Source organism: Phenylobacterium sp. (genome assembly GCF_036963605.1).
In the GTDB taxonomy this organism is placed as follows: Bacteria; Pseudomonadota; Alphaproteobacteria; order Caulobacterales; family Caulobacteraceae; genus Phenylobacterium.
Map to the genome: position 1 here is coordinate 1 of NZ_JBALUY010000055.1, position 23,792 is coordinate 23,792.

Below are 23,792 nucleotides of genomic sequence, written 5' to 3' on the forward strand. Positions count from 1 at the left end.
GCCATCAAGCTGATGGCCGCCAGTCTTCTGACGAGCGAGCCTCTGCGGCTGACCAACATGCCGCGCCTGGCCGACACGCGGTTCCTCGGCAAGCTGCTCTCGCGTCTGGGCGCCGGCGTCGAGGAGCGGGACGGGCCGGACGGCGCGGAAACCGTGCTTCAGACCCCTGAGATCATCAGCGCCATCGCGCCCTACGACCTGGTCCGCCAGATGCGCGCCTCGTTCAATGTGCTGGGGCCGCTGCTGGCCCGGTCGGGTCAGGCCAAGGTCTCGCTGCCGGGCGGCTGCACCATCGGCGCCCGGCCGGTGGACCTCCACCTCTCGGCCCTGCGGGCGCTCGGCGCCCATATCGATCTGCATGAGGGCTATGTGTACGCCCAGGCGCCGCGGGGCTTGGTCGGGGCGGAGATCGCCTTTCCGTTCGTCTCGGTGGGCGCCACCGAGCACGCCATGCTGGCGGCGGTGCTGGCCGAGGGCGAGACCGTGCTGCGCAACGCGGCCTGTGAGCCTGAGATCGTCGACTTGGCGGACTGTCTGAACAAGATGGGCGCGCGGGTCAGTGGGGCGGGCATGGACGTGATCCGTATCCAGGGCGTCAGCCGGCTGGGCGGCGCCACGCACTCGGTCATTCCCGATCGGATTGAGACCGGCACCTTCGCTCTGGCTGCGGCCATGGCCGGGGGCGAGGTGCGTCTCACCCGCACCCGCAGCGACTTCATCGCCAACCTGCTGGACAAGATGGAAGAGGCCGGGGTCGATGTGACCCATCACAATGACGGCGTGACCATCAAGCGCAATGGTCGGCGCCTGGCGGCCGTGGCGATCGAGACTGATCCCTATCCCGGCTTCGCCACCGACCTGCAGGCCCAGTTCATGGCCTTGATGACCCTAGCCGACGGCGAATCGGTGATCCGCGAGACCATCTTCGAGAACCGGTTCATGCACGCCCCGGAACTGGCGCGGCTGGGCGCCGACATCGCCATCCAGGGCGGCGAGGCTCGGGTGCGCGGGGTTTCAAGCCTGAACGGCGCCCAGGTGATGGCCACCGACCTTCGCGCCTCGGTCAGCCTGGTGATCGCGGGACTTGCGGCCAAGGGCGAGACGGAGGTTGGCCGCGTCTATCACCTCGACCGGGGTTTCGAACGCCTCGAGACCAAGCTCGGCGCCTGTGGGGCCAAGATCCGGCGCCTGAAGGGCGCGGAAATGATCGAGGACATGACCGCCGATGCCTGACGTTTCCCGTGGGCGCCTGAAGCTTCGGGCTGAGGACGCAGAGGATCTGTCGGTGATCTCGGCGGCCCTTCAGGATGCGGTGGCCAAGCTCGGCGATGTCCGCTTCGAAGCCCAGGGCCGGCTACTGACGATCTTGTTCAACCGCTATCGCTGGGAAGCCGGTGGAGGCTCGCGCGTGCGTAGCGCCCTTCAGTTGGGGTCGGTGGAACAGGTTGAGGCGCGGCGGCTGCGGCGCGATGCGCCTGACGCGGTGGTTGAGCTGCTGGCCATCACCTTTGAGTCGGACGCTGAACCCCCCGGGGGCGCCGTGGTGCTGAACTTCGCGGGTGGCGGCGACCTCAAGGTCAAGGTTGAATGCATCGAGGCCGTGCTGGCCGATGTTTCCGAGCCTTGGCCGACCCCCAGGATTCCGCGACACGAGACTTAGCTGCCGCCGATCCATCCCTGTGGCTGCGACGCCATGGCGCTGGACGGCCGGGATCGCTACATAGCCAGGCCATGCGCCGTTTTCTCTTTTCCGATCCCGATTTTGAAGCCCGCTTCGCCGCCCTGGTGAACGAGCGCCGCGACACGCCCGAAGACGTCGAAGCTATCGTGCGCGACGTGCTGGCGGCTGTGCGCAGCGAGGGCTTGCCCGCGTTGCTGCGCTATGGCGCGCAGTTCGATGGGGTGGAGATCGCCGAAGCAGATTTGCGGGTCACGTCTGAGGAGATCGAGGCGGGCGCGGCGGCCTGTCCGCAGGAGGTCCGCGAGGCGATCGATTTCGCCGCCGCCCGCATCCGCAGTTATCACGAACTGCAGCGGCCCGCCGACGCCCGCTTCACCGATGAGGCCGGGGTCGAGATGGGCTGGCGCTGGACGCCGATCGAGGCCGTGGGGATCTATGTGCCTGGCGGCCGCGCGGCCTATCCCTCCACCGTGCTGATGAACGCCGTGCCGGCCGCGGTGGCCGGCGTGTCCCGGATCGCCATGGTCACGCCGCCCGGGCGCTTGCAGCCGGCGGTGCTGGCGGCGGCCAAGGCGGCGGGCGTCACGGAGATCTGGCGGGTCGGCGGCGCCCAGGCGGTGGCGGCCCTGGCCTATGGCGCCGGGCCGATCGCGCCGGTGGACAAGATCGTTGGTCCCGGCAACGCCTTTGTCACCGCGGCCAAGCGGCGAGTCTATGGGGTGGTGGGGATCGACGCCCTGGCCGGCCCGTCCGAGATCGTCGTGGTCGCTGACGCCCAGAACCGTCCCGACTGGATCGCCGCCGACCTCCTGTCCCAGGCCGAGCACGACCCGGCCGCCCAATCGATCCTGATCACCGACGATGCCGATTTCGCCGCCAAGGTGGAGGTGGAGGTCGAAGCTCAGATCTCCACCCTGAGCACCGGCGCGGTGGCTGAAGCCTCCTGGCGCGACCATGGGGCGGTGATTCTTGCGCCGCTGGCGCAGGCGCCGGCCCTGGTGGACCGCCTGGCGCCCGAGCACGTGGAGTTCGCCGTCGCCGATCCCGACGCGCTGGCTGCTCAGGTGCGTCACGCCGGCGCGATGTTCCTGGGCCGGCATGCGCCTGAAGCCATCGGCGACTATGTGGCGGGATCGAACCATGTGCTCCCCACCAGCCGCGCGGCGCGATTCTCTTCGGGGCTTTCCATCTACGACTTCATCAAGCGGACCTCGTTTGTGAAGTGCGACGCCGCGGCCTTTCAGGCCCTGGGGCCGGCTACGGTGGCCCTGGCGGAGGCCGAGGGCCTGCCGGCCCACGCCCGCTCGGCCGCCCTGCGCCTTGGTCAGGGCGCGGCCGCCAAAGGCTGAACGAAACCTGTCAATCGGCGTCGGGCGGGCGTTCAGCCTGCGCCTTCTAAGGTCGGTCTCGTAGGGCCCCTCGCGGCCCGGCGAACTCGATCTGATGGAGGCAAGTCATGCCGAACAAGAGTGTTTCCAAACTGGCCTCGGGCGCGGCCGCCACCGCGATGATGAGCGCCCTTTTCCTGGCCGCCGCGGCGCCTGCCGCTCAGGCCCAGAATTTCGGCGGCGTGCTGGGCTGTAACGCCAGCGGCGGCAAGCAGGAGGGCGGCGCCCTGATCGGCGCTCTGCTGGGCGCTGCTGCCGGCTCAAACCTGGCCAAGAACGACCGGGGCACAGGTACGGCGCTCGGCGCCGTCGTCGGGGCCGCGGCCGGCTCGGCGATCGGTTGCAAGCTGCAGCACGACGACCAGGACCGCCGTTACGGCCAGGGCCAGGGCTACGCCTACAACCAGCCGGCCACCTACACTCACGACGGCTATCGCCTCGACCGGAACCTGTCGCCGGCGAGCTTCAGCCGCGGTGAGGGAGCCATGGTCGCCCGCTCGAGAGTGAACCTGCGCGCCGCGCCGACCACCAACAGCCCGCGGGTCGGTCAGCTGGGCGCCGGCCAGCGCTTCGAGGCCCTGGCCAGGGTTCGGGGCAGCGACTGGGTGCTGGTGGGCCAGAACGGCGTCGGCGTAGGCTATGTCCACGGCGCCTATGTCCAACCCGAAGGCTATCGCCACGCCAACTATCGATACTAGAAGCCGCCCTCGACGGCGCGAAGATCCCCCGTCGCTTCGGCGGCGGGGGATTTTTCTTGGCTGGACGCGCCCTGCGCCCGCATGGCGGGATGACGTTGGGGGGCGGATTGCACTAAAGCTGACGCCTAGAGCATGGTGCGATCAGGCGGACCGCCTGATCGTTGAATCCTGCTCTGGATCATAGAGTTTGAGCGCGTTTCGACCGTAAGACCGGGCGCCACGTTTACGGAACGCGCTCCTGCACTTCGCCAGAGCGTCATGGCTGACGACGACCAGAAGAACCACCGGCTGCAAAGCGTCGAGATCGACCAGGATTCGCTGGGCGCGATTTCGCGCGACCAGGAGCAGGAGCGGCAGATCGCCATATTCGACCTGCTGGAGTCCAACCACTTCGCGCCCGATGGAGCGGTGGAGGGGCCCTATGACCTGCACATGGGGCTGATGGAGAACCGGCTGGTGCTGGACGTGCGTGGCCCAGCCTATGAGAAGCGCCACATCCTGTCGCTTTCGCCGTTCCGGATGCTGATCAAAGACTATTTCATGATCTGCGAGAGCTATTACCAGGCCATCCGCAACGCCACGCCGGCCCAGATCGAGGCCTTGGACATGGGCCGCCGCGGCCTGCACAACGAAGCCTCCGAACTGTTGCGGACAAGGCTGGCGGGCAAGATCGAGACGGACCTCGACACCGCCCGGCGGCTGTTCACCCTGATCTGCGCCCTGCATCACCGGAACTGAGTGCGCCAATGGGTTCGGGGTCTCATCCGCCGCTGCCCGGCGCCGTTCTGTTCGCCTGCAACTTCAACCGTGTTCGCTCGCCGATGGCCGAGGCGGTGGCCAAGCAGATCCTGGGCGACCGGGTCTATGTGGACTCCTGCGGCCTGAAGCCCGATGTCGACGCCGAGGGCGCCGATCCATTTGTCCAGGCGGTGATGGCCGAGCAAGGCTTCGACCTTGAGGGGCACCGGCCAAAGACCTTTGATGACCTGACCGATGATTCCTTCGACCTGGTGATTTCGCTGACGCCGGAGGCGCAGCATCGGGCCGTCGAAATGACCCGCCACCGGGCCGCCGAGATCGAATACTGGCCGACCCACGACCCGACCCTGGCCGGCGGGCCGCGGGAGAATCGCCTGGCGGCCTATCGCGAGGTCCGGGACGCCTTGGCCCAGAGGATCCGGGAACGGTTTGGCGAGGACGGCGAGTGACGCGCCGGGCTCTACCGGGGCGTCCACAACCTGGGTTATGATCACCCTGTTGACGGCTCGCGGCCCGATTCCAGGCGCGTTCCGTTCGCTTAGGTGAGCGCCCATGGAGCCGGCATGGCTAAGGAAGAGCTGTTGGAGTTCCCCGGCGTGGTCAGCGAAGTGCTGCCCAACGCCATGTTTCGCGTAAGGCTCGAAAATGAGCATGAAATCGTCGCACATACCGCCGGCAAGATGCGCAAGAACCGCATTCGCGTGGCGGTCGGCGACAAGGTGCTGGTGGAAATGACCCCCTACGATCTGACCAAGGGCCGCATCACCTTTCGCGTCCGCTAGGCGTGGCCAGTCCGACCGCGCCTGCCGCCCCCCGTCTCGTCCTGGCCTCGGCCAGCCCGCGCCGCCTGGACCTGCTGGCCCAGATCGGCGTGACGCCGGACCATGTGGCCGCATCAGACATCGACGAGACGCCGTTGCGGGGCGAGACGCCGCGGCTGCTGGCCCTGCGGCTGGCCGCCGCCAAGGCCGCCGCCGTCAAAGCCTTTCACCCCGACGCCTATGTGATGGCCGCCGACACGGTGGTGGCTGTTGGCCGGCGGGTGCTGCCCAAGGCGCAGAACGAGGCGGAGGTGGCCGCCTGCCTGGACCTGCTCTCGGGCCGGACGCACCGGGTCTATACGGCGGTGGCGGTCCATGGCCCAGATGAACGAACCGCCGAGCGACTGGTGGAAACCCGGGTGACCTTCAAGCGTCTCGCCCCCAACGAGATCGCCGCCTACCTCCAGAGCCAGGAGGGGATCGGCAAGGCCGGCGGCTATGGAATTCAGGGCCGGGCTGGGGGCTTCGTCCTGCGACTGCAGGGGTCCTATCCGGCCGTGGTCGGCCTGCCCCTCTATGAAACCCTTTGTCTGTTGCAGGGTCTGGGCTATCCCGCGGCATGAGCCGACGGACCTACTTCATCGACGAGGGCCTTGGGGAGACCCGGGGCGGCGTGCTTCTGGACGATCGCCCAGAGCGACTGCTGATCCAGCGGGACGACGATTCCCAGCGCCTGGCCCTGGGCGCCCGGCTGCGCGCCCGCGTGCGGCATGTGGAGCCGGCGCTCTCCATGGCCTTCCTCGACCTGGGGGAGGGGGCCGAGGCCAGCCTCTCCTTCAAGCCTGACGCCCGCCCCCGCCAGGGCGAAGCGCTCGAGATCGAAATCCGGACCGAAGCGCGGGTGGGGAAACTGGCGACAGCACGCCTCATCGGCCCAGCCCAGGGAGATCCCGCCCTGTTGTCGCCGGCCCCGAGCCTCCTCGACCAGCTGCGCGAAATGGCCAGGGACGGCGAGCTGATCACCGGCAAGGCCGCCCGCCAGATCGCCGACGAGGCCGAGGCCGAGGCCCTGGAGATTCTCCATCCCCTTCCTGGCGGCGGCAGCATCGCCATTGAACCCACCCGGGCCCTGACCGCGATCGACGTCGATGTGGGAGAACGCAAGGGCTCCGAGGCCAAGCGGGTCACCCGCCAGGCCAACCTGGCAGCCCTTGGGGTCGCCGCGCGGGTCCTTCGCCTGAAAGGACTCGGCGGCCTGGTCGTGTTCGACATGGCGGGGCGGGGGCACGATGGCGCCGCCCTGATGGCCGCCGCGCGGGCCGCCTTCAATCCCGACAATCCTGGTGTGTCCATCGGCCCGATCAGCCGGTTCGGCACCATCGAGCTGACCGTGCCCAGGCGCACCCGACCCGTGACCGACATTCTCACCGACGCCTCCGGACGGGTTTCGGCCCGAACCCTGGCCCAGCGCCTGGTCCGGCGGATGGAGGCCGAGGGCAGGGCCTCGCCGGGTGGGCGGCTCTCGGGACGCTGCGCGCCGGCGGTGGCCGAGGCGGCCAAGCCGGCCCTGGCCCTGCTCGCGGCCCGCATCGGCGCGCGATTCGAGGTCAGCGCCGATCCGGACGCGCCTTGGGATCGGATCGAGGTCCACGCCCGATGACCCGCGCCCCCGTCAGCAAAACGCCTAAATGCGCCATCTGCCGAAGGCCGGCCGACCCCGAGTTCCGTCCGTTCTGTTCCAAGCGCTGCGCCGATGTGGATCTGCAGCGCTGGTTCACCGGCGCCTATGCGGTGCCGGCCGTTGAGCAGGAAGAGGTTTCCGAGGACGAGGACTAGGTCTGAGAAGATCGGCGTCCGGAGCGCTGGACTTCGGTCGGCGGCTCTTTTATAGACGCGGCTCCCGCGCGGCGGGCCCAGGCCTGGGTAGCTCAGTTGGTAGAGCAGCGGATTGAAAATCCGCGTGTCGGTGGTTCGAATCCGCCCCCAGGCACCACTTCCCTTCCCAGCGAATCTGATCCACGCCGCAGCCGAGTTGCGAGGGCTCTCCCCGCGTTTCGGGCGGGTTGGCCCAGCGGGGAGGACGCGCAGGTTCCTGAGCCGCCGTCTCAGACTACTATTCCTTCGCTCGACCATACCCTGGGGCTAAGCCGCCACCCGGCTTGGGTCGGTTCAGCGCCGAGGGTGAGGCTTTCCAGTGACAGCGGAGGGCCTCGTTGCGCCGCGAAAGAGGTGATCGCCTTGACTTGAGGGGGCGCCGCGCTCATTTGCCGCTTCAGCAGCGGCCGCGTGCGCAATTGCTAAGCGCTGGCAGGGCGATTCTCGCCAGAATTTGCCCATATTGACCAACCGGCGTTCTATACGCCCTGTTGCGACGCAGCAATATCTTTCCCGGGCTGGGCGAGATTAGCCAATTATTGCAGCCAATTCATATTGTGCGACGCAGCAATACCCAAATTTCTGATTAGATTATCGGCGGTTAGCTGAGGGCTCTCGCACTTGACGCTCCGTTTGGGGGTTGCCAAAGGAGCCTCGCCGCACGTCTAACTTTGCGGTGAGGGTCCGCTTTCCGAAAGGTGTGGCGGTCTCGCCTCGCCCAATCGCGGCGCCGGTCTTCACACGAATGTGGAAGAGCGGCGCTACGGGTCGGGTGCAGCGATAGCGGTTTCGGTCTCGGCGCGACGAAAGTCGTCTCGGGGCCAGACTTATTCAACTAGGGTGGAGACGCTCTCGCGCGACGACCCTCGGTCCAAACGTGCTAGACCATTAGGAACTGGCGACAGATGCTCGACAATAAACGGAAGATCCCCTTCATCGCTCTCATTGGCGCCGCTGCGCTGGTGATGGGTGCGCCGGCGTTCGCTCAGGACGCCGCTCCTGCTGATCCGGCCGCCGCCGAGGCTCCTGCCGATCCGGCCGCCGAAACTGCCGCCCCCGCCGATGCTGCTCCGGCAGCCGAAGCGCCGGCGGAAGAAGTCTCGACTGATGTTGGTGGTCACGGCGAACTGACCATCATGACCATGTTCCTGGACGCTCAGCCGGTCGGTAAGGCCGTTCTGATCGGCCTGGCCCTGGCCTCGATCTTCTCCTGGACCCTGCTGCTCACCAAGCTCTTCGAGTTTGCTGGCCTGGAGCGTCAATCCAACCGCTTCCTGGAAGCCTTCCGGGGCGCCAAGAACATCAACGACATCGGCCGTATCGCCATGTCCGACGAGTTCGAAGGCAATCCGCTGGCCGACATGGCTGCGGCCGCCGTCCAAGAAGTTGAGGTTTCGCGTCAAGCGGGCCTGAACGTGGCTGGCGAACACCGTGAAACCACCATCACCCGCGCGATCGCCGCGGTGAGCGGCGTGCAAGCCTCGCTCGCCAAGCGCCTTTCGGGCGGTATGCAGTTCCTGGCCTCGGTCGGCTCCAACGGTCCGTTCATCGGTCTGTTCGGCACCGTCTACGGGATCATGTATTCGTTCATCGGTATCGCGAACACCAACACGACCAACCTGGCCGTCGTTGCGCCCGGTATCGCCGAAGCCCTGCTCGCTACCGGCATGGGCCTCTTCGCCGCTATCCCGTCGGTTATCTTCTACAACTACTTCCAGACGCGCATCTCCGCTTACGGCGCCCGTTCGGAAGGGTATGTCGCTGAACTTCTGAACGCGATTTCCCGGCAGCTCGACAAGGGGGCCTAATCCCAATGGCCGCTAAACTCTCAGGGTCTGGGGGTGGCAGGTATGCAACGGAGCAGAACAGCGAAATCAATGTGACGCCCTTCGTGGACGTCATGCTGGTTCTCCTGATCATCTTCATGGTGGCGGCGCCTCTGGCCAGCGTAACGGTCCAGGTCGCGCTTCCTCCAGCCGTCGCCGAGCCATCTCCGAACCCGCCTAAACCGGTCTACATTTCGATCCAGTCGAACGGGTCCATCTATATCGGTGACTTCGCCACCGATCTGTCGGCCCTGGGCGACGATCTCCGATCGAACATTGGGCAGCGGAACCCGGAGCGCGAGCGGATCTTCATCCGCGCCGATAGGGACACCATGTACGGTGACTTCATGGGCGTGATGAACATGCTTCAGGACAATGGGTTCTACAGCGTGGCGCTCATCGGCGAAGAAGACAATTGAGGGAGGTGAGGCATGTCTGACACCAGTGACACGACTCACATTCACCACAGCCCGTTCGACGCGCCGAAGCCGAAGCGGAACAAGGGCATCATCATTGCGATCGTCGTTTCGATCGTCGTGCATGTGGCCCTGGGTCTTTATCTCTACAAGACCAAGTTCGAGCCGGAGTATCGGGAGTATTCGGAGGATGTGACGGACGTGGCGATCATCAAGCCCGCTCCGCCGCCGCCGCCTCCGCCGCCCCCGCCGCCGCCGACGAACACACCGCCGCCGCCGCCGCCCAAGCTGCAGCCGCGTCCGCCTGTGGCGCCGCCGCTGAACGCGCCGTCGATCCCGCCTCTGCCGGTTCCGCCGGTAGAAAAGCGGATCGAACAGCCGAAGCCGCCGGCTGCGCCGCCGCCGGAGCCGCCGCGTCCGTCGGTGATCACCAATCCCGACTGGGCCCGTCTGCCCAGCGGCGAGGATGTGGCCCGCTATTATCCTGACCGCGCTCAGCGGATGGGAGCGGAGGGCCGGGTGGTTCTGAGCTGCTCGGTCACGGCGCGTGGCACGCTGGAAAACTGCTCTGTGGTGGAAGAAAGCCCCGCAGATCAGGACTTCGGCAGCGCCGCGATGCGGATGACCCGACTGTTCCGGATGCGTCCTCGCACCGCCGACGGCGCCCCCGTCGAAGGTGGCACCGTTCGGATCCCGATCTCCTTCCGTCTTCCCGGCTAAGGGACGACGTAGGGATCAAGGAAATCGGCCCCGGGGACCTCGGTCTCCGGGGCCTTTTCTTTGCCCTGCGCGCCTGTGGCGATGGCTCTTGATCCCATTGGCCGGCGCCACTAGAACCCTATCCCTCGCGATGCGCCGCCTTAGCTCAGTTGGTTAGAGCGCCAGATTGTGGCTCTGGAGGTCCTCGGTTCGAACCCGAGAGGTGGTACCATCGCGCTGGAGGCCCGAGAGATCGGGCCTTTTTTGCGCCCGGTCGCCGGAGCGCCTTCCGCGCAGGCGACCTTCGCAGGGACGTCACGAATTCAGGGCATAAGCCGCCGTCTTAGCTGGCCGGCGTTGCGCGGGCCGAGGCAGAGGCGTCCATGACCCTTCGTATCCGTCCCCGCGCTGGCTTGGCGGCCGGCGTCGTCGCCCTTTCGATCTCCATGACGGCCGGCGCCGTCCAGGCGAAGGAGCCGCAGGCCGCACTCGCGGCAGCCCTGGCCCGGCAGCCCGCTACGGAACCCGCCAAGAACGTCATCCTGTTCATCGGCGACGGCATGGGCGTGTCCACCGTTACGGCTACACGCATCCTCGCCGGGCAGCGGGCCGGCGTCGATGGCGCCTCCTATGACCTGGCCTTCGACACCATGCCTTATGGGGGGCTGGTGCGGACCTACTCCGCCGACGGACTGGTGACGGATTCAGCCAATGGCGCCTCGGCCATCACCACCGGCCATCGCACGATCAATGGCGGTCTCGGGGTCGATGGCGGGGCGCGTCGTGGGGTCTGTGATCCGGCGCACAACGTGCCGACCCTGGCGCAGCGCGCCAAGCGCGAGCTGGGCAAGGCGGTGGGCGTGGTCTCCACCGCATCCCTCACCGACGCCACGCCGGCGGCCTTCTACGCTCACAGTCCAGACCGCGGCTGGGAGAGCGACGTCAGTCTGCCCGCGGCGGCGCGCGAGGCCGGCTGCGTCGATATCGCCTCGCAGCTGGTGCTGGCGCCGGACGATCTGCGGCCCGACATCGCCCTGGGCGGCGGCCTGAACTTCTTCCGTCCCGAAGCCGCCGGCGGTCAGCGCAAGGACGGCCAGGATCTGCCCGAAATCTGGGGGGCGCGACCCGACGCCGCCTTCGTCACCGACCGCGACGGCCTCGACGCCGCGGTGGCCGAAGGGCGCGACGTGCTCGGTCTTTTCGCCACCGCCCACATGCCCCGCGAGGTGGACCGCCCGGCCGCCGCGCCGCAGGCGCCGACCCTTGAGGAGATGACCCGCGCGGCCATCGTCCGCCTGGCGGCCGAGCCTCAGGGCTACGTGTTGCTCGTCGAGGCCGCCCATATCGACAAGGCCCACCATGCCGGCCTGATCGCCGCCTCTCTGACCGAAGGTGTCGAGTTGTCGAAGGCCGTCGCCGCGGCCATGGCGCTCACCGACCCGGCAGAAACCCTGATCCTCGTCACCGCCGACCACAGCCATGGCCTGGTGATCAATGGCGGCGGCCGGGGCGACGACGTGCTGGGCCTGATCAAGGGCCCCACCGGCGCGCCACGCCTGGCCGCCGACGGCAAGCCGCTGCCGATCCTGACCTACGCCACGGGACCCGGCGGGCCGCGGGACGGGGAGGGGCGTCCTAACCTCGAGGGGATCGATGTGACGGCGGCCGATCAGGTGCGCCAGGCCGGCGTCTATTCGCCCAGCGCCGCCCACGCCGGCGAGGACGTGCCGGCCTATGCGCAGGGGCCTGCCGCCTATCTGGTGACCGGTTCCATGGACCAGCCCTATCTGTTCCAGGTCATGCGCCACGCCCTGCGCCTGTCGGTCGAGGCGCCCTGAACACCCAAGCGCTCCGGCGGCCGCAGCAGCGTCAGCGTTGACGGAGGCCCCGAGCCCCCCTATGGGCTGCCCGGTGACAGGTTCCCCGCAAGGGGATCAAAAGGGAACTCAGGTGAAAGACCTGGGCTGCCCCCGCAACTGTAAGCGGCGAGCCCGCACGCCATGAGCCACTGGGTCTTCGGGCCTGGGAAGGCGGCGTGCAGAGGGTGATGACCCGCTAGCCAGGAGACCTGCCTGTCGCGGTCGTCCTTCGTCTGGCCGGGGTGCGCCATGCGAACGGGTCTTCCCGGGTGGCGACAACCGTCCAGGGCCGCGCGTGGCGTGGGTCCCGGCGGGGTCGCGCGCCCGTCGTTCGTCCTCTCCGTGGTCCTTCCGTCTCCCGCGGCTCGTTGTCGTCAACGAGGGGGATAGACCCAGATGAGACTCGCACTGCTTTCCAACGCCGCCCTTTCCACCGCCGTCCTGGCGGCCTTCGCCTCGCCCGTCCTGGCCCAGCCGGCGTCCGCGCCCGACGTGGCCGGGGCCGCGGCCTCCAACGCCGTGCGCGGCGTCGTCGTCACGGGCAATCGCGCCCCCACCGCAGCGGCCGAGGTCGCCCAGGCGATCACCGTCCTGGATCGGGCCGATATCGAGGCCAGCCAGGCCATCCTGCTGCCCGACCTGCTGGGCCGCACGGCCGGCGTCACCCTGTCGCGCAACGGCGGACCGGGCGGGGTCACCGCCCTGCGGATCCGCGGCGCCGAGACCGACCAGACCCTGGTGGTCATCGACGGCGTGCGGCTGAACGACGTGGCCCAGCCCGGCGGCGGCTACAACTTCGCCAATCTGCTGACCGGCGATGTCGCCCGGGTCGAGGTCCTGCGCGGCGCCCAGTCCACCCTCTGGGGCAGCCAGGCCATCGGCGGCGTGGTCAATGTGGTCACCACCGTGCCGACCGAACCCTTCGAGGCCAGCCTGGACGTGGAGGGCGGCGACTACGCCACCGCCTATGTCCGCGGCGGCATCGGCGGCGGCGGCGAGCGCGTCGTCTGGCGTCTGGGCGCCGGCTACTATACCACCGACGGGGTCTCGGCCTTTGCGGGCGGGGCCGAGGACGACGGCTTCCAGCACACCAGCGCCAATGGCCGCCTGGGGGTCAAGATCACCGACAATCTCTCCCTCGACCTGCGGGGAATCTATTCCTATGGCCGCGCCCAGGTGGATGGCTATCCGGCGCCGGCCTACAGCTTCGGCGATACGCCCGAATATGGCGTCACCGAGGAACTGGCGGGCTATGCGGGCCTGAACCTCGCCCTGCTGGACGACCGGCTTCGGAACCGCCTGTCCTATTCCCGCACCCGCACCGACCGCCAGAGCCTCAATCCGGCGCAGGCGGCGACGGACGTCACCTTCGACGCCCTCTCCGAGGTGGATCGCTGGGAGTATCAGGGGACCTTCGCCCTGACCGAAGCGTGGCAGACTGTGTTCGGTCTGGAGCGGGAAGAGGCCAGCATGCGCACGGCCTCGCCCAGCGCCTTCGATCCCAATCCCCCGACGCAGGCGGCCAGCGCCGATCTCGACAGCGCCTATGTCCAGGTCCAGGGACCGCTGCTCACCGGCCTGACTCTGACGGCTGGCCTTCGCCGCGACGAGCACGACACCTTCGGCGGCCAGACCCTGGGGCAGGCGGCGCTGGCCTGGTCCCTGAACGACGGCAACACCATCGTGCGGGCCAGCTTTGGCCAGGGTTTCAAGGCGCCGACCCTCTATCAGCTCTATAGCGAGTACGGGAATCTGGGGCTGGAGCCCGAAGAAGCCGACGCCTGGGACCTGGGCGTCGAGCAGGTGCTGGCCGGCGGCCTGGCCGTAGTTTCGGCCACCTGGTTCCAGCGCGAGACCGACAATCAGATCGACTATGTCTCCTGCTTCACCGGCGTCGACCCGCTTTGCACGGTCGGCGGCGTGACGCGATTTGGCTATTACAGCAACATTGCGCGCACCGAGGCCCAGGGCCTGGAGCTGACCGGGCAGGCCAAGGTCGGCCCCATCGACCTGGCCGCCAACTACACCTGGACCGACGCCACCAATGCAGTGTCGGGCTCGGCCAATGAGGGGAACCAGCTGGCGCGCCGGCCAGAGCACCAGGGCTATATGTCGGCCACCCACGTCTGGTCGGCGGGCGCCTCGGCGACGATCGCCGTGCGCTATATCGGCGAGGCCTTCGATGATGCGGCCAATCTCAACCGCCTGGAGCCCCGCGCCCTACTGGACGTCCGCGCCGCCTGGCCGATCAGCGAGACCTTCGAGGTCTATGGCCGGGTGGAGAACGTCTTCGACGACCGCGATCCTTCGACCCGCGGCTATGGCGAGTTGGGCCGCTTTGGCGCGCTCGGCGTCCGGGCGCGATTCTGATGGCTGAGCCGGCGAGGTCTGTGTCAGGCCGGCTCACCCGCCGCACGGCGGTGGGCGGTCTGGTGCTCGGCCTCGCCGGCGCTGCTCCGGCGCGGCCGCAGCGGGTGGTGTCGCTCAACCCCTGCCTGGACGTGATCCTGTTCCATGTGGCCGAGCGCCGCCAGATCGCCGCCCTGACCCACTATGCCCGGGACGCCCAGGCCTCGACCCTGGCCCAAGCCGCCCGCGACATCCCGATCACCTATGAGACCGCCGAGGAGGTGGTGGCCCTGCGGCCGGGCCTGGTGCTGATGAGCGAGCACTCGGCCCCGGCCACCCGCCAGGCCCTGGCCAGGCTGCGAATTCCCACCGCCATGTTCGACGTGCCCCAGACCGTGGCCGCCAGTCTGGCCCAGATCCGCCAGGTCGCCCGGCTGCTCGGCCAGACTGTGCGCGGCGAGGCGGTGGTCGCCCGCATAGAGGCAGCCCTGGTCGCCGCCGCCCCGCCGCCCGGCGCGCCGAAACTCACTGCCATCGTCTACCAGCCCAACGGCTTCGCCGCCGGCGCTGGCACCCTGACCGATGAGATGCTCCGGCGGACCGGGTTCGAAAACGTGGCCGCCCGCTACGGCCTCGGTCGCTGGGGTAATATCGGCCTGGAGCAGATCATCGCCGATCCGCCTCAGGTGCTGCTGGCCGGCCAGCCGGCGCCCGGCGCGCCGACCTGGGCCGACCGGGTGCTGAGCCATCCGGCGTTGACGCGCATCTCTGACAAGATGCAGCGGGAAGCCTTCCCCCAGCGACTGCTCTATTGCGGCGGCCCGGTGTTGATCGAGACGGCCGCAGCCCTGGCGGCCGCTCGGCGCAATGTGCTGAGGGCGGCATGAGGCGGCTCTCACCTTCCGCGGTGATGATCGGCCTGGCCGCCGCCCTGGCGGTCCTGGGGGCGATCAGCCTGATGGCTGGCCGGGTCTGGGTTCCCCTGGACGCCTGGCGCACCGGCGATCCCGGCTGGATCATCATCCTGGAGCTGCGGATTCCGCGCACCCTGCTGGCCATGGTGGTGGGCGCAGCGCTCGGTATGTCCGGCGCAGCCTTGCAAGGCTACACGCGAAATCCCCTGGCTGATCCGGGGGTTCTGGGCGTTTCCTCCATGGCCGCCTTGGGCGCGGTGGTCTCCCTCTATTTCGGATTCTATGTGCCCGCCCTGGCGGGGATCGCCTGGCTGATGCCGCTCTGCGCCATGGCCGGCGCCCTGATCGGCGTGCTGGTTCTCATCGGCCTGACCGGCTCGGCGCCCGGCACGGTGACCTTCGTCCTGGCCGGAGTCGTCCTGAACATCGTCGCTGGCGCCGGCGTCGCCCTGGCGCTCAACCTGGCGCCCAACCCCTGGGCGGTGAACGAGATCGTCAACTGGCTGATGGGGTCGCTCACCGACCGCAGCCTGGCCGACCTGCAGATGGCCGCCCCCTTCGTCGCCGTGGGTCTCGGCCTGCTGCTCGCCACCGGCCGCGCCCAGGACGCCCTGACGCTCGGCGAGGCCGGCGCCCAGTCCCTCGGGATCAGCCTCAGCCGCACCCGGCTGCTGCTGGCCCTGGGGGTGGGTCTGGCGGCCGGGGCCAGCGTGGCGGTCACCGGCGTGATCGGCTTCGTCGGACTGGTGACGCCCCATCTGCTGCGGCCCTTCCTTGGCCCCCGCCCGGCCGGCCTGCTGCTGCCCAGCGCGCTCGGCGGGGCGGTGATCGTCCTGGCCGGCGACATCCTGGTGCGTTTGATCCCCTCGGCGGCCGAGGTCCGGCTGGGGGTGGCCATGGCGGCCCTGGGCGGCCCCTTCTTCCTGGGTCTTCTCCTCGTCCAGCGCCGGAGGCTGTCATGAGCCTGCTCGAGGCCCGCAATCTCCACCTTCAGGCCGGCCGCAGGACCGTGCTGGACGGCGTGAGCGCCCAGTTCGTCCCCGGCCAGGTGACGGCGATCCTCGGCGCCAACGGAGCCGGCAAGTCCACCCTGCTGGCGGCCCTGGCCGGGCTTTCCCAGCCCAAGGGTGGCGAGGTGCGCCTGGGCGAAGACGTCCTGCTCGACCTCGCACCGCGCCGTCGCGCCCAGCGGCTGGGCTTCATCCCGCAGACTCCCGAAATCGCCTGGGGGCTGGAGGTCCGCGCCGTGGTCGGCCTGGGGCGTCTGCCCTGGCTCGGCGCCCGGGGGCTGTCGGCGCCGGATGAGGCCGCCATCGACCGCGCCCTGGCCGCCGCCCAGGTCGAGGAACTGGCCCTCCGCGACATCACCACCCTGTCAGGCGGGGAGCGGGCGCGGGCCTTGATCGCGCGGGCCCTGGCCGGCGAGCCGGAATGGCTGCTGGCCGACGAGCCCTTTGCGGGGCTGGATCCTCGCCACGCCCTGGAGACGGGCGACCTGTTCCGCCGCCTAGCGGCGGAGGGCTGCGGCGTGCTGTTGACACTTCACGACCTGACCCTGGCCGCCCGCCTGGCCGACCGGGTGCTGGTGCTGGGACACGGACGCGTGCTGGCCGATGGCCGACCGGCGGAGGCGATGACCCCGGAAAGCCTCGCCGCCGCCTATGGTATCGATGCGCGCCTGCGCGAGACCGAACAGGGCCTGAGCGTCGACATACTTGGCCGCTGGGGTTAGGGCGAAAGGCTCTCGATATAGTCGGCCACCAGGGCGAGGCCTTCCTTGTGCGGCAGGGCGCGGCCCAGTTCCGGCATCATCACGCCAGGATCGGTGGAGGCCATCCGATAGACCATGATCGAGCGGTCGGGATGGCCGGGATCGATGGACACCTGCAGCCCGCCCGATCCCCGGCCGGCGGCCACCGGCGCCTTGTTGATCCCCAGATGGGCCGGCCGCCTCTCCTCCAGGTTCAGGAACAGGCCGCTGGTCGAGGCCATGCCGGCCGGGTTGTGGCAGTGGGCGCAGTTGGCGTCGAGATAGGCCCGCGCGCGGGGCTCCAGACCCTCGGCCGCATTGTCCCAGGCCGCTGTGCGAGGCGCCTGCCCAGGCGCTGGCCCGCCGCTCAGATGGCCCAGTCTGCGCCAGGCGGCCAGCTGGTTCTGGGTGCGCTCGCCATAGTCCAGGTCGCGGTTGAGATTGCGGGCCTTGGGGCCGATGGGGACCAGCTCGCCGTCCGCCGAGTGGCAGGTCTTGCACTGGTTCTGGTTGGGCACGAGATAGCTGATCGCCTGGGCCTCGCCCGAGGGATCGATGAAGCTGACCTCCAGCCGGGCGCCGGTGCGCTTGAGCACCGCCTCGGTCTGGTCGGCGTTCCAGACATAGGCCAGCGCCGTCCAGCCGGCCTCTTTGCGGATCAGCAGTCGGGTCTCGATAAACCGCTCGCCGACGGCCGGCGTACGCATGTCCGGCGCGAACGCGAAGGTCTTGACCAGCACCGAGCCAATCGGAAAATCCAGTGGTCCGTCAGATCGATAGGCCGCGCTCTTGCCCGGCGGCGTGAACACGAAGCGATGTTTGGCGGCATAGTCGCTGAACAGCGGCGTAGTCAGGTCATAGGGCGTCAAACCGGGGCTGGGAGTCCGGGCCGCGGCATCCTGGAACAGGCCATAGTCGGCCAGCCGCGGCGCCGGCGTCTCGGCCAGCACCACGTCCAGGCGGACCGGGGCAGGGGCCTCTGCGGCCCCGCTCAGCGCCAGGGCGGCGAGGCCGAGCAGGGCGCCGAGGCCTCGCCTCATGAGGCCAGGGCGGCCTGGGCCTCGGGCAGGACCACGGCGGCCGGCTCGGTGATTTCGCCGCGTTCGAGGGTCGGCGTGACCGAGGGATTGGCCTGATCCATGGCGCCAGACTTCGGCAGGTTGAGATTCAGCACGGGACCATCGGTCAGCCGCATGGCCTGCGGTCCCTCCGCCGGCGCCACCCCGTCCCACATCACCGGGGGCAGGGCGCCGCCGACGGCGGCGGCCAACTCCGTCCCACCCGGGAAGGCCGGCGCCCAGCCGTTGCGGCCAATCCTGTTGTCGCGCACCACCACCTCGCGGGGGATGGGGTTGTAGCTCTCGTCGTCGAACTCGCGCGTATAGCCCACCAGCATGATGGCTGCGGTCTGGTTGCCGTCGATCTCGTTGTCGAAGACGTGGACGTTGCGGTTGGCCATGATCATGACGCCTGCGCCCACCGGCACGCTGGCGACGATATTGCCCTCCGGTGCGAAGTTGGGCGTGTCGTTGTTGACGATCCTGTTGTCGAACACCCGGGTGGAGTGGCCGCCCATCACTGGCAGGTTGGGCAGGTCGAACACCAGGATGCCGCCGGTGTTGTGGGTGACGGTGTTGCCATAGACGTCGGCGCTGCTGGAATTCTCGATTTCGATCCCGGCGACGTTGAATTCGGCCACGCTGTTGCGGACGATGATGGTGTTGGACTGGCCCACATAGATGCCGGCGTCCGAGGCCCCGCGCACGGTCACCCCATCGATCAGCACATTGGACGAGCCCACAGGATAGACCCCGTAGGCGCCATTGGTCGCCTTGGGCCCGCCGGTCCATTCGACCCGCAGATTGATCATGCTGATCTGGTCGGCGTCCTTGGACTTGACCCCGTCGCCCTTGGAATTCTCCACCGCCAGGTCGCGCACCGTCACCTTGTCAGAAGTGATCAGCAGGCCCTCGGCGCCGCCCTGCTGCCCGTCGAAGGACAGCACCGTGGCGTCCGGTCCGGCGCCCTTGATGGTCACCTCGTCCACATCGAGCGACAGGCCGTCGGTCAGCTCGAAGCGGCCGGCGGCGAGTTCGACCATGTCGCCAGGCTTGGCGTCGAGCAGGGCCAGTTGCAGCGCCTCCTGGGCGTCGGGGCCTGGGGATACAGCGATGGTCTTGGCGTAGGCCGGCGCAGCGAGCGCAAAGGCGCAAAGGGCGAGCGCGAAGCTCCGCATGGTCATCCTCCCAAAGCAGCCCAGCTCTCGACGGCGGGCCTTGCCGTCAGCTTGGCGGCGGGCGGGCAGGGGCGCAACGGCAAACAGAACAATGATCAGGAATCTCGGGGCGCGGTCTTGATCCGCCGCCCAAGGCGCGTCGTAACTGTCGGCCAACAACACCACCGAAAACGCCAAGGGAGAGACCGATGGATCTGCAACTGAAGGGCAAGAAGGCCGTGGTCACCGGCGGGTCGCGGGGGATCGGCCTGGCGATCGCCGAGCTGCTGGCCGACGAGGGCTGCGATGTGGCCGTCTGCGCCCGCGGGCAAGACGGCGTCGACGCCGCGGTCAAGGCGCTGGAAGCCAAGGGCGTCAAGGCCTGGGGCCGGGCGGTGGACATCGCCGACGGGCCGGCGATCACCGCCTTCGTCGAGGACGCGGCCAAGGAACTGGGCGGCCTCGACGTCCTGGTCTCCAACGCCAGCGCGCTGGTCAATGGCGGGTCGGAGGACGACTGGCGCGCCATGTTCGAGATCGACATGCTGGGCGCGGTGCGCACCTATCAAGCGGCCAAGCCCTATCTGGAAAGGGCCGCCGGCGCCGGCGGGGACGCGGCCTTCATCATCACCTCCTCGGTCTCGGCGGCTGAGGCCAGCGGCCCCTCGGCCTATGGCGCCATGAAGGCGGCCCTGATCCACTACGCCAAGGGCGTGGCCAAGGAAGGCGCGCCCAAGGGCGTGCGCTGCAACGTCGTTTCGCCGGGCACGGTCTTCTTCGAGGGCGGCGTCTGGGGCAACGTAAAGGCCAATGCGCCGGGCTTCTTCGACACCATGATCAAGCGCAATCCCACCGGCCGCATGGCCACGCCGGAAGAGATCGCCGCGGCCACCGTGTTCCTCGCCAGCCCCCGCTCGGCCTTCACCACGGGGATCAACATGCTGGTGGACGGCGCCATTTCCGGCCGCGTGAACTTCTAGGGTCAAGCCCATGGAATATCGGTATTTCCAGGCCGAACTGAGCCGCGAACGCACCGCCGTGCGCGACCTGGCGCGCGAGGCCTACGCCCAGGCCGGCTGCGTGGCGGTCTTCGCGCCCCTGCTGGGCTTCGCCTCCAACCAGGCCCTGGTGCTGGGGGAGGCCGGCTTCGCGCTGCCGGCCCTGGAGGGCGCTGAGGCGCACGATCTGTCGCCGACCCTGCGCCCCACCGCCGGCGCGCGGCCCTTGGCCGGTGGCGTCTATGTCCACAACTGGTTCACCATCGACGGGGATGCGGTCGACGAGTTCATCGACCTCTCCGGCCAGGCCTGGCCGGATTTCGAGGCCCGATTCGAGACGAAGATCTTCGGCCTCTTCCTGGCGGACGAGAGTGCCACGGATCGAGCCCAGGGCGCACGACGCCTTCTCCTCATGACGCGATATCGCGACCTCGGCGAATGGCAGACCTCGCGGGACCCGACCACGGACGCCATGCAGATCTTCCTGCGCCGCCGCGACCTGACCCGGGTGTCCCTGGCGCGCGCCTGCCTGCTCGTGCCGCCGCCGGAGACCGCCGGATGATCGAGCAGACCCACGAGGTCCCGACCCCGGACGGCCCCATGACCACCTTCGTGGTCCATCCGGAGCGGAACGGTCCACACCCGGTGGTCCTGTTCTTCATGGACGCCCCGGCAATCCGCGAGGAACTGCGCGACATGGCCCGGCGGCTGGCCACCAGCGGCTACTACGTCATGCTGCCCAATCTCTATCACCGGGCCGGGGTGATGGAGATCGGCGACATGGCCGATGAGGCGGTGCGCACCAAGATGGGCGAGCTGATGTACGGCCTGACCATCCCCATGGTCATGAGCGACGCCGATGCTCTGCTGGCCTTCGCCGGCCAGGACGCCGCCGCGGCCAGGGGCCCCGCCGGCTGCCTGGGCTATTGCATGAGCGGCCAGTTCTCGATCAACGCTGCGGCTCGCCATCCCAAAAAGATCGCCGCGGCGGCCTCGATCTACGGGACCTATCTGGTCACCGACAAGGCCGACAGCCCGCACCTGGCAGCGCACCGGACGCAGGCCGAGCTCTATTTCGCCTGCGCCGAAACCGATCGCTGGGCGCCCCTGGAGATGGTCCGCGACCTGGCCGCGTCGCTGGAAGCCCGCGAAGCGCCCACCGAACTCGAACTCTATCCCGGCGTCTCCCACGGCTTCGCCTTCCCCCAGCGGGCGGCTTACGACAAGGCCGCGGCCGAGCGCCACTGGGAGCGCCTGGTCACCCTGTTCGGCCGCAATCTAAGCTAGGGCGGAGGATCAAGAGGTTGCGCGTCGGCGTTGAGGGCGTGAACCCCGCAAGGAGCCCCGATGCCTGACCCCGAAATCCTTCCCGATCCCGACGGCGAACGGCCAGACCAGCCAGCGGAACTGCCGAGCGACGGCCCGCCCGGCCAGGACGTCCCCGAACTTCCCGACCACGGCGACCCCCTGGGCGACGACGTCGAAAAGGGACCAGACGGCCTGGAAATAGGCCCACGGTAGCCACAGGCCTTGGTTCCGCCGCGAGCCCGTGCTTCTGAGGGTCCGGGCACGGCGGGGCGCGACATTAGGAGCCGCAGAATTCATCGGATCGCGGTTGATATATTCGGGAGACTCCCGAAAAAAGCTCATCTGCGGCGTTCAGCCCCTATCAGCAACGCCTGGGCTGGTTCATCAGGCCCCCGAGACCTCTGGCCGACACATCTGGAAATGCGACATTGACTGAACAGACGCCGGGCGGATCGAATTGGGCGCGCCTGCTCGCCAGCTATCATGAGCCTGGCCATGGCCGCAGCGCCGCCGAGATCGCGATCACGGCCGGACCCCTGTTGCTGCTGTGGACCCTGGCCGGGGTCGCCTATCAGAACGGCCTGTGGTGGGTGGCGCTGCTGCTGACCCTGCCGGCGGGCCTGTTCCTGGTCAGGCTGTTCCTGATCCAGCACGACTGCGGCCACGGCGCCTTCTTCCGTGACGCCCGGCTCAACAACTGGGCCGGCCGGACCATCGGCGTCTTCACCCTGACGCCCTATGACTACTGGCGGCGCACCCACAACATGCACCACGCCACCTCCGGCAATCTGGACCGCCGGGGGCTGGGGGGCATCGACCTGCTCACCGTGGACGAATACCTCGCCCTGCCCCGCCTGCGCAGGCTCGGCTATCGGCTCTATCGCCACCCGCTGGTGCTGTTTGGCCTGGGCCCGGCCTTCACCTTCTTCCTGCAGAACCGCCTGCCGGTGGGCCTGATGCATCTGGGCTGGCGGCCCTGGGCCAGCACCCTGGGGACCACCGCGGTGGCCGCCGTCCTGATCGCGGGCGCCGCCTCAGTCTTCGGGCTCTGGCCGGTGCTGATGATCTATCTGACCACCGTGCTGGTCGCCGCCACCACCGGGGTCTGGCTGTTCTTCGTCCAGCATCAGTACGAGGGCGTGGCATGGGCGCGGAATGGCGAGTGGAACCGCCACGACTTCGCGCTCCTGGGCAGCTCGCAGTACGACCTGCCGCCGGTGCTCCACTGGTTCACGGCCAATATCGGCGTCCACCATGTGCACCACCTGTCGAGCCGCATCCCCTATTACCGCCTGGGTCAGGTGATGCGCGACCATCCAGAACTGCGCGCCATGAGCCGCATCGGCCTGCTGGAAAGCTTCGGCTATGCGCGCCTCTCCCTGTGGGACGAGGCCAATGGCCGTCTGGTCGCCTTCAGCCAGGTGACCCGCAGCCATCCGGCCAAGACCTCGCCCACCGCCGCTCATGCCCATGTCCCGGCCCGCGCCCACGCCCAGACCCCCAGCCGCGCCACCGCCAACCCCGAGACCTGACCTGGCCATGACCAGCCTGACCCGCCTCACCGGACCCATGGCCGCCCCGGCCAGCGGCCGCGATCCCCAGTCCATGGTGATCCTGCTGCACGGTTATGGCTCCAATGGCGCCGACCTGATGGGGCTCGTGCCCTATTGGCGAGCCAGCCTGCCCGACACCGTCTTCCTGTCGCCCAATGCGCCGGAGGCCTGCCCCGGCGCGCCGAGCGGCTATCAGTGGTGGTCCCTGACCGACCTGGGGCGGGAAAGCCGCGCCGCCGGCGTGCGCCTGGCCGCGCCCCTGGTGAACGCCTTCATCGACATGCACCGGGCCGCCTACGACCTGCCCAACCGCAAGGTGGCCCTGGTCGGCTTCAGCCAGGGGACCATGATGGCCCTGCACGTGGCGCCTCGCCGGCCCGAAGCCCTGGCCGGCGTCGTCGGCTATTCCGGCATGCTGGCCGACCCCGAGGCCCTGGAGACCGAGGTCCAGACCCGGCCGCCCCTGCTGCTGATCCACGGCGACGCCGACCCCATGGTGCCCTTCTCGGCGCTCGGTCAGGCGCAAGCCGACTTCACCCGCCTGAACTTTCCCATCACCACCCACACCTCCCCCGGCCTCGGCCACAGCATCGACGAGCCGGGTCTGCGGCTGGGCGGCGAGTTTCTGGCGCAGGTGTTGGGGGCGGCCGGGTAGGGGGCGCAGCTTCGCCATCTATGCACCCGTGGCCGATGCCGCCTTGGGGCGTCGTGATCGCTAGCAGACGCCGGTTTATGGGAGCGAG

The 23,792-nt window shown here is 68.8% G+C and carries 26 protein-coding genes, 2 tRNA genes and 1 riboswitch; of the genes, 26 read left to right on the forward strand and 2 right to left on the reverse strand.

Annotation, left to right across the window (positions count from 1 at the left end):
- The 20 genes from murA to V7702_RS11470 all read left to right on the forward strand — a co-directional run.
- A partial coding sequence (gene murA / locus V7702_RS11375) for a UDP-N-acetylglucosamine 1-carboxyvinyltransferase (protein ID WP_335650230.1) occupies window positions 1–1,233 on the forward strand: 1,233 nt, incomplete at its 5' end.
- A complete protein-coding gene (locus V7702_RS11380; protein WP_335650231.1) occupies window positions 1,226–1,660 on the forward strand; it encodes a DUF2948 family protein in 435 nt (144 codons plus the stop codon). The genes murA and V7702_RS11380, both read left to right, overlap by 8 nt.
- A gap of 71 nt (window positions 1,661–1,731) precedes the next feature.
- A complete protein-coding gene (hisD, locus tag V7702_RS11385) occupies window positions 1,732–3,030 on the forward strand; it encodes a histidinol dehydrogenase (RefSeq protein WP_335650232.1) in 1,299 nt (432 codons plus the stop codon).
- Between the two features lie 107 nt (window positions 3,031–3,137).
- Window positions 3,138–3,767: an SH3 domain-containing protein gene (locus tag V7702_RS11390; RefSeq protein WP_335650233.1), complete on the forward strand. Its 630-nt coding sequence runs from the start codon at window positions 3,138–3,140 to the stop codon at window positions 3,765–3,767.
- Between the two features lie 258 nt (window positions 3,768–4,025).
- The gene (locus V7702_RS11395) at window positions 4,026–4,505 is read left to right on the forward strand and encodes a UPF0262 family protein (RefSeq protein ID WP_335650234.1); all 480 of its coding nucleotides are present in this window, start codon (window positions 4,026–4,028) and stop codon (window positions 4,503–4,505) included.
- Between the two features lie 8 nt (window positions 4,506–4,513).
- Entirely contained in the window at window positions 4,514–4,975 is a 462-nt protein-coding gene (locus V7702_RS11400; protein WP_335650235.1) for an arsenate-mycothiol transferase ArsC, read from the forward strand.
- A gap of 114 nt (window positions 4,976–5,089) precedes the next feature.
- Entirely contained in the window at window positions 5,090–5,308 is a 219-nt protein-coding gene (gene infA, locus V7702_RS11405; protein ID WP_304711939.1) for a translation initiation factor IF-1, read from the forward strand.
- A 2-nt stretch (window positions 5,309–5,310) separates the two neighbouring features.
- A complete protein-coding gene (locus V7702_RS11410) occupies window positions 5,311–5,910 on the forward strand; it encodes a Maf family protein (RefSeq protein ID WP_335650237.1) in 600 nt (199 codons plus the stop codon).
- Complete coding sequence (locus V7702_RS11415; protein ID WP_335650238.1) at window positions 5,907–6,947, forward strand: ribonuclease E/G; 1,041 nt, start codon at window positions 5,907–5,909, stop codon at window positions 6,945–6,947. The genes V7702_RS11410 and V7702_RS11415 overlap by 4 nt, the downstream gene beginning before the upstream one ends.
- A complete protein-coding gene (locus tag V7702_RS11420) occupies window positions 6,944–7,123 on the forward strand; it encodes a DNA gyrase inhibitor YacG (protein ID WP_335650239.1) in 180 nt (59 codons plus the stop codon). Before V7702_RS11415 ends, V7702_RS11420 begins: the two co-directional genes overlap by 4 nt.
- 81 nt (window positions 7,124–7,204) lie before the next feature.
- A tRNA-Phe gene (locus V7702_RS11425) sits at window positions 7,205–7,280 on the forward strand.
- Window positions 7,281–8,067: 787 nt separating this feature from the next.
- Entirely contained in the window at window positions 8,068–8,970 is a 903-nt protein-coding gene (locus V7702_RS11430; protein ID WP_335650240.1) for a MotA/TolQ/ExbB proton channel family protein, read from the forward strand.
- Window positions 8,971–8,975: 5 nt separating this feature from the next.
- Entirely contained in the window at window positions 8,976–9,407 is a 432-nt protein-coding gene (locus V7702_RS11435) for an ExbD/TolR family protein (protein WP_335650241.1), read from the forward strand.
- Window positions 9,408–9,419: 12 nt separating this feature from the next.
- Window positions 9,420–10,124 (forward strand): energy transducer TonB, encoded by a 705-nt coding sequence (locus V7702_RS11440; RefSeq protein ID WP_335650242.1) that lies wholly within the window; start codon window positions 9,420–9,422, stop codon window positions 10,122–10,124.
- A 134-nt stretch (window positions 10,125–10,258) separates the two neighbouring features.
- A tRNA-His gene (locus tag V7702_RS11445) sits at window positions 10,259–10,335 on the forward strand.
- Window positions 10,336–10,486: 151 nt separating this feature from the next.
- Window positions 10,487–11,941, forward strand: a complete 1,455-nt coding sequence (locus V7702_RS11450; RefSeq protein WP_335650243.1) for an alkaline phosphatase — start codon at window positions 10,487–10,489, stop codon at window positions 11,939–11,941.
- 61 nt (window positions 11,942–12,002) lie between these two features.
- A riboswitch (cobalamin riboswitch) is annotated at window positions 12,003–12,193 on the forward strand.
- Window positions 12,194–12,358: 165 nt separating this feature from the next.
- A complete protein-coding gene (locus V7702_RS11455; protein ID WP_335650244.1) occupies window positions 12,359–14,332 on the forward strand; it encodes a TonB-dependent receptor plug domain-containing protein in 1,974 nt (657 codons plus the stop codon).
- A complete protein-coding gene (locus V7702_RS11460) occupies window positions 14,332–15,198 on the forward strand; it encodes an ABC transporter substrate-binding protein (protein ID WP_335650245.1) in 867 nt (288 codons plus the stop codon). Before V7702_RS11455 ends, V7702_RS11460 begins: the two co-directional genes overlap by 1 nt.
- Window positions 15,195–16,187: a FecCD family ABC transporter permease gene (locus tag V7702_RS11465; RefSeq protein WP_335650246.1), complete on the forward strand. Its 993-nt coding sequence runs from the start codon at window positions 15,195–15,197 to the stop codon at window positions 16,185–16,187. Before V7702_RS11460 ends, V7702_RS11465 begins: the two co-directional genes overlap by 4 nt.
- On the forward strand, window positions 16,184–16,957 hold the full coding sequence (locus tag V7702_RS11470) for an ABC transporter ATP-binding protein (protein ID WP_335650247.1): 774 nt from the start codon (window positions 16,184–16,186) through the stop codon (window positions 16,955–16,957). Before V7702_RS11465 ends, V7702_RS11470 begins: the two co-directional genes overlap by 4 nt.
- Here the strand turns inward: V7702_RS11470 and V7702_RS11475 are convergent.
- The gene (locus V7702_RS11475) at window positions 16,954–18,015 is read right to left on the reverse strand and encodes an SO2930 family diheme c-type cytochrome (RefSeq protein ID WP_335650248.1); all 1,062 of its coding nucleotides are present in this window, start codon (window positions 18,013–18,015) and stop codon (window positions 16,954–16,956) included. The two genes, V7702_RS11470 and V7702_RS11475, sit on opposite strands and share 4 nt — an antisense overlap.
- Window positions 18,012–19,211: a parallel beta-helix domain-containing protein gene (locus V7702_RS11480; protein WP_335650249.1), complete on the reverse strand. Its 1,200-nt coding sequence runs from the start codon at window positions 19,209–19,211 to the stop codon at window positions 18,012–18,014. The genes V7702_RS11475 and V7702_RS11480 overlap by 4 nt, the downstream gene beginning before the upstream one ends.
- 188 nt (window positions 19,212–19,399) lie before the next feature.
- Here V7702_RS11480 and V7702_RS11485 point away from each other — a divergent pair, with 188 nt between their 5' ends.
- The 6 genes from V7702_RS11485 (at window position 19,400) to V7702_RS11510 (ending at window position 23,704) form a co-directional block, all read left to right on the forward strand.
- On the forward strand, window positions 19,400–20,170 hold the full coding sequence (locus V7702_RS11485) for an SDR family NAD(P)-dependent oxidoreductase (protein WP_335650250.1): 771 nt from the start codon (window positions 19,400–19,402) through the stop codon (window positions 20,168–20,170).
- Between the two features lie 10 nt (window positions 20,171–20,180).
- Complete coding sequence (locus tag V7702_RS11490) at window positions 20,181–20,750, forward strand: hypothetical protein (protein ID WP_335650251.1); 570 nt, start codon at window positions 20,181–20,183, stop codon at window positions 20,748–20,750.
- The gene (locus V7702_RS11495; RefSeq protein ID WP_335650252.1) at window positions 20,747–21,475 is read left to right on the forward strand and encodes a dienelactone hydrolase family protein; all 729 of its coding nucleotides are present in this window, start codon (window positions 20,747–20,749) and stop codon (window positions 21,473–21,475) included. Before V7702_RS11490 ends, V7702_RS11495 begins: the two co-directional genes overlap by 4 nt.
- A 60-nt stretch (window positions 21,476–21,535) precedes the next feature.
- Window positions 21,536–21,709: a hypothetical protein gene (locus tag V7702_RS11500; protein ID WP_335650253.1), complete on the forward strand. Its 174-nt coding sequence runs from the start codon at window positions 21,536–21,538 to the stop codon at window positions 21,707–21,709.
- 215 nt (window positions 21,710–21,924) lie between these two features.
- Window positions 21,925–23,028, forward strand: a complete 1,104-nt coding sequence (locus V7702_RS11505) for a fatty acid desaturase (protein WP_335650254.1) — start codon at window positions 21,925–21,927, stop codon at window positions 23,026–23,028.
- A gap of 7 nt (window positions 23,029–23,035) precedes the next feature.
- Window positions 23,036–23,704 carry an alpha/beta hydrolase gene (locus tag V7702_RS11510; protein WP_335650255.1) on the forward strand — a complete coding sequence of 223 codons (669 nt, stop codon included), beginning with the start codon at window positions 23,036–23,038 and terminating at the stop codon, window positions 23,702–23,704.
- The last annotated feature ends 88 nt before the right edge of the window (window positions 23,705–23,792 follow it).

Coding starts and splice junctions, on each gene's coding strand:
- V7702_RS11380 (WP_335650231.1), top strand. CDS start 1,226: ATGCCTGACGTTTCCCGTGGGCGCCTGAAGCTTCGGGCTGAGGACGCA.
- hisD (WP_335650232.1), top strand. CDS start 1,732: ATGCGCCGTTTTCTCTTTTCCGATCCCGATTTTGAAGCCCGCTTCGCC.
- V7702_RS11390 (WP_335650233.1), top strand. CDS start 3,138: ATGCCGAACAAGAGTGTTTCCAAACTGGCCTCGGGCGCGGCCGCCACC.
- V7702_RS11395 (WP_335650234.1), top strand. CDS start 4,026: ATGGCTGACGACGACCAGAAGAACCACCGGCTGCAAAGCGTCGAGATC.
- V7702_RS11400 (WP_335650235.1), top strand. CDS start 4,514: ATGGGTTCGGGGTCTCATCCGCCGCTGCCCGGCGCCGTTCTGTTCGCC.
- infA (WP_304711939.1), top strand. CDS start 5,090: ATGGCTAAGGAAGAGCTGTTGGAGTTCCCCGGCGTGGTCAGCGAAGTG.
- V7702_RS11415 (WP_335650238.1), top strand. CDS start 5,907: ATGAGCCGACGGACCTACTTCATCGACGAGGGCCTTGGGGAGACCCGG.
- V7702_RS11420 (WP_335650239.1), top strand. CDS start 6,944: ATGACCCGCGCCCCCGTCAGCAAAACGCCTAAATGCGCCATCTGCCGA.
- V7702_RS11430 (WP_335650240.1), top strand. CDS start 8,068: ATGCTCGACAATAAACGGAAGATCCCCTTCATCGCTCTCATTGGCGCC.
- V7702_RS11435 (WP_335650241.1), top strand. CDS start 8,976: ATGGCCGCTAAACTCTCAGGGTCTGGGGGTGGCAGGTATGCAACGGAG.
- V7702_RS11440 (WP_335650242.1), top strand. CDS start 9,420: ATGTCTGACACCAGTGACACGACTCACATTCACCACAGCCCGTTCGAC.
- V7702_RS11450 (WP_335650243.1), top strand. CDS start 10,487: ATGACCCTTCGTATCCGTCCCCGCGCTGGCTTGGCGGCCGGCGTCGTC.
- V7702_RS11455 (WP_335650244.1), top strand. CDS start 12,359: ATGAGACTCGCACTGCTTTCCAACGCCGCCCTTTCCACCGCCGTCCTG.
- V7702_RS11460 (WP_335650245.1), top strand. CDS start 14,332: ATGGCTGAGCCGGCGAGGTCTGTGTCAGGCCGGCTCACCCGCCGCACG.
- V7702_RS11465 (WP_335650246.1), top strand. CDS start 15,195: ATGAGGCGGCTCTCACCTTCCGCGGTGATGATCGGCCTGGCCGCCGCC.
- V7702_RS11470 (WP_335650247.1), top strand. CDS start 16,184: ATGAGCCTGCTCGAGGCCCGCAATCTCCACCTTCAGGCCGGCCGCAGG.
- V7702_RS11475 (WP_335650248.1), bottom strand. CDS start 18,015: ATGAGGCGAGGCCTCGGCGCCCTGCTCGGCCTCGCCGCCCTGGCGCTG.
- V7702_RS11480 (WP_335650249.1), bottom strand. CDS start 19,211: ATGCGGAGCTTCGCGCTCGCCCTTTGCGCCTTTGCGCTCGCTGCGCCG.
- V7702_RS11485 (WP_335650250.1), top strand. CDS start 19,400: ATGGATCTGCAACTGAAGGGCAAGAAGGCCGTGGTCACCGGCGGGTCG.
- V7702_RS11490 (WP_335650251.1), top strand. CDS start 20,181: ATGGAATATCGGTATTTCCAGGCCGAACTGAGCCGCGAACGCACCGCC.
- V7702_RS11495 (WP_335650252.1), top strand. CDS start 20,747: ATGATCGAGCAGACCCACGAGGTCCCGACCCCGGACGGCCCCATGACC.
- V7702_RS11500 (WP_335650253.1), top strand. CDS start 21,536: ATGCCTGACCCCGAAATCCTTCCCGATCCCGACGGCGAACGGCCAGAC.
- V7702_RS11510 (WP_335650255.1), top strand. CDS start 23,036: ATGACCAGCCTGACCCGCCTCACCGGACCCATGGCCGCCCCGGCCAGC.